Source organism: Micromonospora sp. LOL_023 (genome assembly GCF_048060115.1).
In the GTDB taxonomy this organism is placed as follows: domain Bacteria; phylum Actinomycetota; class Actinomycetes; order Mycobacteriales; family Micromonosporaceae; genus Micromonospora_E.
The window spans coordinates 87,970-97,955 of record NZ_JBHMIM010000022.1; the positions used below are offsets into that span (position 1 = coordinate 87,970).

The following is a 9,986-nucleotide window of genomic DNA, read 5'->3' on the forward strand; positions in this document are numbered from 1 at the left end:
GTGGGCCTGAACCTGACCCAGAAGCTGATCGCCGGCCACCTCGTGACGGGTGAGCCCATTCCGGGCAGCCTGATCACGCTCCGCATCGACCAGACCCTCTGCCCCGACACGACCGGGGTCACCGTCATGTTGGAGCTGGAGGCGATGGGGCTGGTCGCCCCGCGAACCGAGCTCTCAGCCGTCTACGTCGACCACAATCTGCTGCAGATTGACGAGCGCAGCGCCGACGACCACCGGTTTCTCCGGTCCGCCTGTCGGCACTTCGGTCTCTGGTACTCCCCGGCCGGGAACGGGATCAGCCACGCCGTCCACATGCAGCGCTTCGGCGTACCCGGCCGGACCCTGGTCGGCGCCGACTCACACACGCCCGCCGCGGGAAGCCTCGGCATGCTCGCGATCGGGGTCGGCGGCCTCGAGGTCGCGCTGGCGATCGCCGGTCGACCCTTGCCGCTGCGGATGCCCGAGGTCTGGGGCGTCGAGCTGACCGGAGCGCTGCCGGAATGGGTCTCCGCCAAGGACGTGATCCTGGAGCTGCTGCGCCGGCACGGTGTGGCAGGCGCAGCAGGCCGGGTGATCGAATATCACGGCCCCGGCCTGACCGCCCTCACCGCCATGGACCGGCACGTCATCGCGAACATGGGCACCGAGCTCGGCGCGGTCACCAGCGTGTTCCCCGCCGATGAGGAGGTCCGCCGGTTCCTGGAGCGGGAGGGACGCGGGGCCGACCACACCGAACTGCGCGCCGATCCGGACGCCGGCTACGACGCGTACGAGCGGATCGCGCTCGACCAGCTCGAACCGCTGATCGCCCTCCCGCCCAGTCCCGGCAACGTGGTCGCGGTGGCCCAGGTCGCCGGGGCGCCGATCGGGCAGGCGTACCTCGGCTCGTCGGCGAATCCCGGGCTGCGTGACCTGGCCGTGCCGGCGCTGCTGGTCCGCGACCGGCAGGTCGCCGCCGGGGTGAGCTTCGACATCAACCCGGCCAGCCGGCAGACGTTGCAGACCCTCGTCGGCGAGGGTCTGCTGGCGCCGCTGTTGCAGGCTGGCGCCCGGCTGCACCAGGCCGGCTGCAACGGTTGCGTCGGGATGGGTCAGGCGCCGGCCTCCGGGTTGCCCTCGCTGCGGACCACCCCCCGCAACTTCGCGGGACGTTCCGGCACCCGCGACGACCTGGTCCACCTGGTTTCACCGGAGACGGCGACCGCCTCGGCGTTGATCGGGCGGATCACCGACCCGAGGGAACTGCCCGATCTGCTCGGTATCGACTGTCCCCGGTACGTCGAACCACCCGCCGGGCGCTACGTCGTCAACGACCAGGTTCTCCTGCGGCCGCCGCCGCCCGGCGGGGTACGGGAATCGCTGACGAAGGGGCCGAACATCAAGTCCCTGCCCGTCTTCACCGGCCTGCCGGAGTCCTTTGAAGGGCTGGTACTGCTCAAACTCGGCGACGATGTCTCCACCGACGAGATCCTCCCCGGCGGTCAGCGGGTGCTGCCGCTGCGTTCCGACATCCCGGCCACCGCCGAATTCACCTACCAGCGGATCGACCCCGGTTACGTCGGCCGGGCCAGGGCCGCCGCCGGCGGGCACCTCGTCGTCGCCGGGGAGAACTTCGGGCAGGGCTCCTCGCGGGAGCACGCCGTCCTCGCGCCACGCTACCTCGGCCTACGAGTCACGATCGCCAAGAGCTACTCGCGGATCTACTGGCGGAACCTGGCGAACTTCGGGGTGCTCGCCCTCGAGTTCGTTGATGCCGGTGACCACGACGGCATCACCGAGGGTGACCTGCTCGCCCTCGACCAACCCCGGCGGGCACTCGCCGAGGGCGGACCGATCACGGTCCAGAATCTCACCCGCGCCACCACGTTCCTGACCACGCATCGACTCGACGGCGAGCAGGTCGCCATGGTTCTCGCGGGCAGTCTGCTCGACGTGGTGCGTACGGCCAGCCAGCCACAGACCTCAGAGGAAAGCTGATGCGGGGAGAACCCGAACCCAAGGCCGCTGATGGCGGAACGACGCCGACGCAGGTCTCGGTGCCGGGGCGGAATCTGGCGCCGGTGACCGGTCCGTCGGCTGACCCGGCCCCGGCTGACCCGGCCCCGGCCGACCAGCTGAAGGACACCTCGTCGGGCGAGAAGCTGCCGCCGTTGGGGCCGGTGGCGGCGATCATCCGGCGGGCCTGCCTGATTGGTGTCCTGCCTGCGTTCTCGGTGATCTACCTCTGGCAGGCGATGACGATCACCCTGCCGGCCCGGACCCTGATCGTCTCGCCACGGGGATTTCCGACGCTGCTCGGCGTACTGATGGTGATCGTGACGGTGGCCATCGCAGGAACCGAACTCCTGAAGATTCATCGAGACCGCCGGGCCCGCGCCGCCGGAACGGAGGTGGCCGACGACGTGGACGACGAAACGGACCGGATCACCTCCTGGCGGGACGCCTGGGCCACCGTCGCAGCCCTGGTCGCCTACATCATGCTCTTCTCGACGCTCGGTTTCCTCGTCTCGACGGCGCTCTTCCTCGCCGGCCTTTCCACCTACCTGACCCCGAAGAAGTGGCCGCGTAACGTCATCGTCGCGGTGTTCTTCGCTGGCGCGGTGCACCTGATCTTCACCGAGCTGCTCGGGGTCCAGCTGCCCGCCGGCATCCTCACCGGATTGATCTGATCATGGACGCCTTCGGGAACCTCTTCGCCGCCTTCGGCACGGTCCTGCAGCCGGAGTACCTGCTCTACGCGCTGATCGGCGCCGCCATCGGGATGGCTGTCGGCGTGCTGCCGGGCCTCGGCCCGTCGGTCACGATGGCCCTGCTGCTGCCCGTCGTCTTCGCCCTCGGCGATCCGACCGGTGCAATCATCATGTTCGCCGGAATCTTCTACGGCGCCATGTACGGCGGCGCGACGACTTCGATCCTGCTCAGTACCCCGGGGGAGTCCTCCTCCGTGGTCACGGTCCTCGACGGCTATCGGATGACGCTCTCTGGTCGGGCCGGGGCGGCGTTGCTCGCCGCCGCCATGGGGTCGTTCGTCGCCGGCATCCTCGCCACCTTCGGTTTGGCGCTGGTTGCCGAACCGCTGGCCCGGGTGGCGCTCACCTTCGGGCCAGCGGAGTACTTCGCGTTTGCCGTACTCGCCCTGGCCACGACGAGCATGCTCGGTGGCCGGCCGCTCAAGGCCGCCTTCTCCGCGCTGCTCGGCCTGGCGATCGGCACGATCGGCATCCACGCGGTCAGCGGGACCAACCGGTTCACGTATGGGGTCCTCGCCATCTACAACGGCATCGACTTCGAACTCGTCACGATCGGGATCTTCGCCGTCGTCGAGGTGCTCTTCGTCCTCGGCGCGGTCCGCCGCTCCGGTAAATCCCGGGGCCGGGCGCTTGTCGGCAAGTTGTTGATGACGGCGCAGGAGTGGCGCCGCTGCGTCGGACCGTGGCTGCGGGGAGCCACGCTCGGCTTCGCCGTCGGTTCGCTTCCCGGTGCTGGCGCCACGGTCGCCTCTTACCTGTCGTACGGCGTGGAGCGCAACATCAGCAAGACCCCGGAGATGTTCGGCCGGGGCAAGGGAATGATCGAGGGGCTCGCCGGTCCGGAGGCGGCGAACAACGCGGCGGCCGGCGGCTCCCTGGTTCCGTTGCTCGCGCTCGGTATCCCGGGGTCAGCGGCGACGGCGGTGATGCTCGGCGCGTTGCAGGGCTTCGGGGTCAAGACCGGACCGCTGCTGCTGCGCGACAACCCCGACTTCGTCTGGGCCGTCATCGCCAGCATGCTCGTCGGCAACCTGATGCTGATCGTCCTCAACATCCCACTGATCGGACTCTGGGTCCGGCTGCTGAGCGTGCCGACCGCACTGCTCTACCCGATGATCCTGGTCGTCTCCACCGTCGGCGTCTTCAGCCTCGCCCGCAACGCCACCGATCTCAAATTGATGATCATATTCGCCATGGTCGGGCTGGTATTGCGGATCTGCGACTTCCCGCTGGCACCGGCCGTCCTGGGATTGGTGCTCGGTCCGTTGATGGAGGAGCAGTGGGGCAGAGGACTCACCGCATCCCGGGGTGACTGGACGATCTTCGTCGGGTCCCCGACCTCCCGGGTCATCATGCTGCTCGCCCTCGCCGTCGCCACGCTGCCGCTCACCCAGCGGGCCGTACGTACCGTCCGGGCTCGCCAGCACAGCAGGGTCGAGGCGTGACCGGATCACACCCGCACGGGGCCGTGACCGGATCGCTCGACGGACTCGTGACCGGACCGCTCAACGGGAAGGAATGAACGCACATGAACATCGCCGAGGAGAACTCCGGGGCCGTCGCCTCAGGGGAGCGGACCGGTGGGCAGGTGCTCGTCGATCAGTTGCTGCTCCACGGTGTCGACACCGTCTTCTGCGTACCCGGCGAGAGCTACCTCGCCGCCACCAACGCGATCTACGACGCCGGTGACGCCATCTCGCTCTACGTCGGCCGCCACGAGGGTGGTGCGGCGACAATGGCGGAGGCGTACGGCAAGCTCACCGGCGAGCCGGGCATCTGCTTCGTGACCCGGGGGCCGGGAGCCACCAACGCCAGCATCGCGGTGCACACCGCGCAGCAGGACTCCACGCCGATGATCCTCTTCGTCGGCCAGGTCAGCTTGGGGCACATCGGTCGGGAGGCGTTCCAGGAGCTTGACTACCGGCAGGTCTTCTCCGGCCTGGCGAAGTGGGCCACCCAGGTCGACGATCCCGGTCGGCTGCCCGAGATCGTGCACCGGGCCTTCGTGACTGCGACCTCGGGCCGGCCCGGCCCGGTCGTCGTGGCGCTGCCGGAGAACGTCCTCTCGGCGCTGGTCCGGGTGCCGGACGCGCGCCGCTACCAGCGGGTCCAGGCGAACCCGGCCAGCTCGGACCTGGCCAGCCTGACCGATGCCCTCGTCGCGGCGCGCCGCCCGCTGCTGGTGGTCGGCGGCGGCGGCTGGAACGAGGCGGCGGCCGGCCAGGTGACCCGGTTCGCGCGGGAGTGGGACATTCCGACGGCGACCTCGTTTCGCCGACAGGATCTCGTCGACCACCGCTCGGAGTGCTACGTCGGCAGCCTCGGCCCCGGTGCCGGCCAGGAACTCGGCCGCCGGATCAGTGAGGCGGACCTGTTGGTCGTGGTCGGCGCGCGGCTCGGCGACATGACGACAGCGGGTTACTCGCTGGTCGAGGCGCCACGGTCGCGGCAGCGGCTGATCCACGTGCACGCCAGCCCGGAGGAGCTGGGGCGGGTCTACCAGCCGGACCTGGCGATCAACTCCGGTCCGCGTGAGTTCAGCGCGCGGCTCGCCGCGCTGCGACCACCGCGTACGACATGGTCGCCACCGTGGGCGGCCTGGCGCGAGGAGGCCCGCGCCGCCCACCTGGAGCGCTCGACCCCCGGCCCGTCGGCGCTCGCCGTCGATCTGGCGCAGGTGGTCGCGCACCTGAGCCGGACTGTGCCGGGGGACACCGTCATCACCAACGGCGCCGGCAACTACACAGCCTGGTGTCACCGTTTCTACGAGTTCACCGAGCATCCGACCCAGCTCGGTCCGACCAGCGGTGCCATGGGGTACGGCCTGCCCGCCGCCCTCGCCGCGAAGATCGTCTTTCCGGACCGGACCGTGGTCGCCTTCGCCGGTGACGGCTGCCTGATGATGACCGGCCAGGAGCTGGCCACGGCCATGCAGTACGACCTGCGGGTCATCGTCATAGTTGCCAACAACAACCAGTTCGGCACGATCAGGTTGCATCAGGAGAAGCGTTACCCCGGCCGGGTGATCGGCACCGAACTCCGAAACCCGGACTTCGTGGCCTTCGCCGACTCGTTCGGCGCGCACGCCGAGCAGGTGCGGCGGACCGAGGACTTCCCCGCCGCGCTGCGCAGGGCGCGCGAGGCCGGGCGGGCAGCTCTGATCGAGTTGGTCACCGATGCCGACCAGTCGACCCCGGACACCCGGCTCGGCGCCGTACGAGCGGCGGCGACGGCGACACGAGAGGAAGAGGCATGAGATTCGCCCGCGTACGTGGTGCCGACGGTCCGGCCTGGGGCATCGTCCGCGACGACAACCTGCACTACATCGACACCGACCCGTACCGGGAGTACCGGGAAACCGGTGAGGTCGTCGCGGTCGCGGCGGCGCAACTGCTCGCCCCGGTCACCCCGTCAAAGCTGCTCTGCCTCGGCAAGAACTACGAGGCGCACCGGGCCGAGATGGGGTTCACCAATGAAGGTGTGCCGTCGATCTTCATGAAGCCGCCGACCACCCTGGTCGGTCCCGGCGACGCGGTGGTACTGCCGCCCCGGACGATGAGCACCCACGTCGAGCACGAGGCGGAGTTGGCCGTCGTGATCGGCCGGGCCGCCCGTTTCGTGTCGGAGGCCGACGCCCTTGATCATGTCCTCGGCTATACCTGCGCCAACGACGTAAGCGCCCGGGACCTGCAGCGCGCCGACCCGCACCCGACCCGGGGTAAGGGTTTCGACACGTTCTGCCCGATCGGCCCCTGGATCGGGACCGACATTGACATCGACACCGGTGTCGACGTGCGGTGCCGGGTCAACGGGGACCTGCGTCAGGAGGGGTCGACGACCCAGATGACGTTCGGCGTCCGGTTCTTGGTCAGCTACATCTCGCAGTTCACGACCCTTTTGCCCGGGGACGTCCTGCTGACCGGTTCGCCTGGTGGCACCGGTGCGCTGGTGCCCGGCGATGAGGTAGAGATCGAGGTCGGTGGGGTCGGCGTGCTGCGCCACCACGTCGTCGCCTCCCCTCGGCCGTGACCGCCGCCCGGGGTGGTCACCCGGACCGCCCGATTGCGCAGCCAGTCCGAGAAGGAGACGACAATGCCAACCTTTAGCGAGCAGGAACTACGCGACGTCCTTGAGAAGATCTACCAGGCCAAGGGGGCAACGCCGCAGGAGGCGGCGACGGTCGCCCGGCACCAGGTGGAGGCGAACCTGGTCGGCCACGACTCGCACGGGGTCATCCGGACCATGGCGTACGCGGCGGCGATCGACAAGGGACACATCGTTCCTGGCGCGAGGTACGAGATCGAGCGGGAGATCCCGACGTCGGCCGTGATCAACGGCAACTGGGGTTTCGGGTTCGTGGTCACCGAGCGGGCGATGCGGGAGACGATCGGCAAGGCCCGCGAGAGCGGCGTCGCGATGGCGACCGTTCACCATCAGAGCCACGTCGGCCGGCTCGGCGGCTACGCCACGATGGCGGCCGAGGAGGGCATGATCGCCATGATGATGGCCGACTCCGGTCTCGGGCCGAAGTCGGTGGCGCCCTTTGGCGGACGCACCTCTCGGCTCGGTACCAACCCGATCTGCTTCGCCGCGCCTAACAGCGATGGCGACGGTCCGGTTCTGCTGGACATGGCGACGTCGGCGGTCGCGATCGGCAAGTTGCACGTGGCCCGCAGCCGGGGTGACCAGATCCCGACCGGCTGGATCCTCGACAAGGACGGCAAGCCGACCACCGATCCGAACGACTACTACGACGGCGGCACCGTGCTTCCGCTCGGCGGAGACCAGGCGCACAAGGGCTACGGCCTCTCCTTCGTAGTGGAGATGTTCTGCGGTCTGCTGACCGGACTCGGGTTCGGCATCGACCCGAAGGGCCGGCACAACGACGGGATCTTCATCGCCGTCTTCGACGTCGCCCGCCTGCGGGACCTGGCGGACTTCCAGCGCTCCGTCGCCGACTTCATCGACTACCTCAAGCAGACGCCGGTCGCCGAGGGATTCGACGAGGTGCTCTACCCGGGCGAGTTGGAGCTCCGGACCGCTGCGCGGCGCCGCGAGTCGGGCATCGAGATCGACGACGCCACCTGGCAGGGCCTATTCGGCCTGCTCGACGACCTCGGTCTGTCCCGATGACGCAGCAGCCGACTCCGCGGCCGCCTTCGCCCGCCGGCCGGCCAGCCGTCTTCGTCACCCAGCCGATCGACGAGACGGCCCTGACCTGGCTAGCCGGCCGGGCCGATCTCCGGTTCGGCTTCGGATCGGCGGCCGAGCGGCTCGCCGACGTGATCGAGGGCGTGGATGGGTTGCTCATCCGGACCGAGAAGCTGGACGCGGCGCTGCTGCGCCGGGCCCGACGGCTCCGGGTGATCTGCCGGGTCGGCGTAGGATTGGATAATGTGGACGTTGCGGCGGCCAGTGCCGCTCGGGTGCCGGTCTTCAACACCGCCGGATCCAACGCCCGATCAGTGACCGAGCTGACCTTCGCCCTGGCGCTGGCGGTGCTACGGCAGATCCCGCGGTGGGACCGGGCCGTACGCGAGGGACGGTTCGCCGACCGGGAACAGGATCCCGGTGGTGAACTCTCTGGGAAGCGGTGGGGGATCGTCGGCCTGGGCCACATCGGAGTCGAGGTCGCCCGTACGGCCCGGCACGGTTTCGGTATGGAGGTGCTCGCCTACCACCCGACCCGGCCGGCGAGCTGGATCACCGAGCGGGGCGCCGAGGCGGCCCTCGGCCTGCCCGACCTGCTGAGCCGCAGTGACGTGGTCTCCCTGCACGTGCCGCGGTCGGCGGGCACCCGCAACCTGCTCGGCCCGGCGCAGTTCGCCGTCATGCGGGAGGGATCGGTGCTGGTCGATGTCTCGCGCGGTGGTGTGGTTGACGAGGTGGCGCTCCACGAGGCACTCGCGTCGGGGCGTCTGGCCGGCGCCGGTATCGACGTCTTTGCCGCGGAACCGCCGCCGGATGACGATCCTCTCTTCGCGCTGCCGAACGTGGTCCTGTCGCCACACCGGGCCGGGCGGACCCGGGACGCCACCCGACGACAGGGAGACCTGGCGGTCCGCCGGATCGTCGACGTTCTGGGGGGTGCGGGCGCGGCGGGCGCGGTCAACGAGGCCGAAATCGGCCCGGGCGGGGCTTAGCCGATGCAATGCCGCGGAGGCCGGGTCGGTATCTTTCTCGTGGGGATTCTCCCACCAGGATGGTACGCCGAGTGGAGAGACGATGACGCTGGGATCTCCTCATCCCGGGGGGGAACGTGATGGCTGATCGGGTCAACACCACGGATCGCGTACACGCGATGCTGCGGGAGTCGATCATCTCTGGTGAACTGAAGGCGGGATCGCTGCACTCCGTCTACAAGCTCGCCGACGCCTACGGAGTCTCCCGTACCCCGGTCCGCGAAGCGGTCCTGCGGCTGGCCGACACGGGCATGGTCCGGGTCGAGCGCAACCGGGGCATCCGGATCCGTGGCGTCACGGTCGACGACATCCGGGAGGTCTTCGAACTCCGTCTGATCATGGAGGTTCCGGCGGCGTCGTACGCGGCGGTGTACGGCGGCGAGGAACTCCAGGCAGCCCTCCGGGAGCAGCTCGCGGCGATGCACGAGGCGGCGCGGGGCAACGACGAAGCCCGGTTCATGAAGCATGACCGGGCGCTGCACGACGCGATCAGTTCAGTGCTGGGCAACCGGCGGCTCTCGGCCGGCGTCGCCGCACTGCGGGACGCCACTCAGGCGCGGGGCGCGTCAACCGTGCACCGTTCCCGGGACCTGGCGGAGATCGAACGCGAGCACGCGCCGATCCTCGACGCGCTTGCCGCCGGGGACCCGGCAGCGGCGGCCGCTCGGATGGGTGGACACATCGTCCGCACCGGAACCCTGCTGATGCGGCAGGTGGCCGAGGTCAGCGGCGAGCAGGTGCCGACGACCTGGGCAGACCCGCTCCTCGTCCACCTGGGGATCGACGTTGTCGAGCCGGCCGGGGTGCTTGCCCAGGCTAGCGAGGCAACCACCGTCGTGTGAGGCGACCGAGGCGTTGTATGCCCCGTCGGGTCTGCGTCACGAGCGGATGATCGGGGACCTGCTGCTTATCGTCATGGGTATGGCCGACAGTGGTCGCGTGATCGCCGTGTTGTGCGACCAGATCGGTGGCACGGGGACGTACAAGTCACCCGGTCCCCTTGGGGAGGACGCCGCGCAGGCGTGAAAATGGTGGGTAGGTCGCCCGCCGACGC

Annotated in this window: 8 protein-coding genes; all 8 read left to right on the forward strand. The window is 69.6% G+C overall.

Annotated elements, in window-relative coordinates; all coding sequences use genetic code 11:
- The 8 genes from ACFHVL_RS14405 (at position 1) to ACFHVL_RS14440 (ending at position 9,774) form a co-directional block, all read left to right on the forward strand.
- On the forward strand, positions 1-1,977 hold the full coding sequence (locus ACFHVL_RS14405) for an aconitate hydratase (protein ID WP_416628281.1): 1,977 nt from the start codon (positions 1-3) through the stop codon (positions 1,975-1,977).
- On the forward strand, positions 1,977-2,669 hold the full coding sequence (locus ACFHVL_RS14410; protein ID WP_416628283.1) for a tripartite tricarboxylate transporter TctB family protein: 693 nt from the start codon (positions 1,977-1,979) through the stop codon (positions 2,667-2,669). Before ACFHVL_RS14405 ends, ACFHVL_RS14410 begins: the two co-directional genes overlap by 1 nt.
- A gap of 2 nt (positions 2,670-2,671) precedes the next feature.
- On the forward strand, positions 2,672-4,195 hold the full coding sequence (locus ACFHVL_RS14415; RefSeq protein ID WP_416551064.1) for a tripartite tricarboxylate transporter permease: 1,524 nt from the start codon (positions 2,672-2,674) through the stop codon (positions 4,193-4,195).
- An 83-nt stretch (positions 4,196-4,278) separates the two neighbouring features.
- Complete coding sequence (locus ACFHVL_RS14420; protein WP_416628284.1) at positions 4,279-6,006, forward strand: thiamine pyrophosphate-binding protein; 1,728 nt, start codon at positions 4,279-4,281, stop codon at positions 6,004-6,006.
- Complete coding sequence (locus ACFHVL_RS14425; protein WP_416551062.1) at positions 6,003-6,779, forward strand: fumarylacetoacetate hydrolase family protein; 777 nt, start codon at positions 6,003-6,005, stop codon at positions 6,777-6,779. Before ACFHVL_RS14420 ends, ACFHVL_RS14425 begins: the two co-directional genes overlap by 4 nt.
- A gap of 63 nt (positions 6,780-6,842) precedes the next feature.
- The gene (locus ACFHVL_RS14430; protein WP_416551061.1) at positions 6,843-7,883 is read left to right on the forward strand and encodes an Ldh family oxidoreductase; all 1,041 of its coding nucleotides are present in this window, start codon (positions 6,843-6,845) and stop codon (positions 7,881-7,883) included.
- A complete protein-coding gene (locus ACFHVL_RS14435; protein WP_416551060.1) occupies positions 7,880-8,893 on the forward strand; it encodes a hydroxyacid dehydrogenase in 1,014 nt (337 codons plus the stop codon). Before ACFHVL_RS14430 ends, ACFHVL_RS14435 begins: the two co-directional genes overlap by 4 nt.
- Positions 8,894-9,012: 119 nt before the next feature.
- Entirely contained in the window at positions 9,013-9,774 is a 762-nt protein-coding gene (locus tag ACFHVL_RS14440) for a GntR family transcriptional regulator (RefSeq protein ID WP_416551059.1), read from the forward strand.
- Positions 9,775-9,986: the final 212 nt, after the last annotated feature.

Excerpts from the sequence above, each read along its gene's own strand:
- ACFHVL_RS14420 (WP_416628284.1), top strand. The coding sequence starts at position 4,279 with ATGAACATCGCCGAGGAGAACTCCGGGGCCGTCGCCTCAGGGGAGCGG.
- ACFHVL_RS14435 (WP_416551060.1), top strand. The coding sequence starts at position 7,880 with ATGACGCAGCAGCCGACTCCGCGGCCGCCTTCGCCCGCCGGCCGGCCA.
- ACFHVL_RS14430 (WP_416551061.1), top strand. The coding sequence starts at position 6,843 with ATGCCAACCTTTAGCGAGCAGGAACTACGCGACGTCCTTGAGAAGATC.
- ACFHVL_RS14425 (WP_416551062.1), top strand. The coding sequence starts at position 6,003 with ATGAGATTCGCCCGCGTACGTGGTGCCGACGGTCCGGCCTGGGGCATC.
- ACFHVL_RS14415 (WP_416551064.1), top strand. The coding sequence starts at position 2,672 with ATGGACGCCTTCGGGAACCTCTTCGCCGCCTTCGGCACGGTCCTGCAG.
- ACFHVL_RS14410 (WP_416628283.1), top strand. The coding sequence starts at position 1,977 with ATGCGGGGAGAACCCGAACCCAAGGCCGCTGATGGCGGAACGACGCCG.
- ACFHVL_RS14440 (WP_416551059.1), top strand. The coding sequence starts at position 9,013 with ATGGCTGATCGGGTCAACACCACGGATCGCGTACACGCGATGCTGCGG.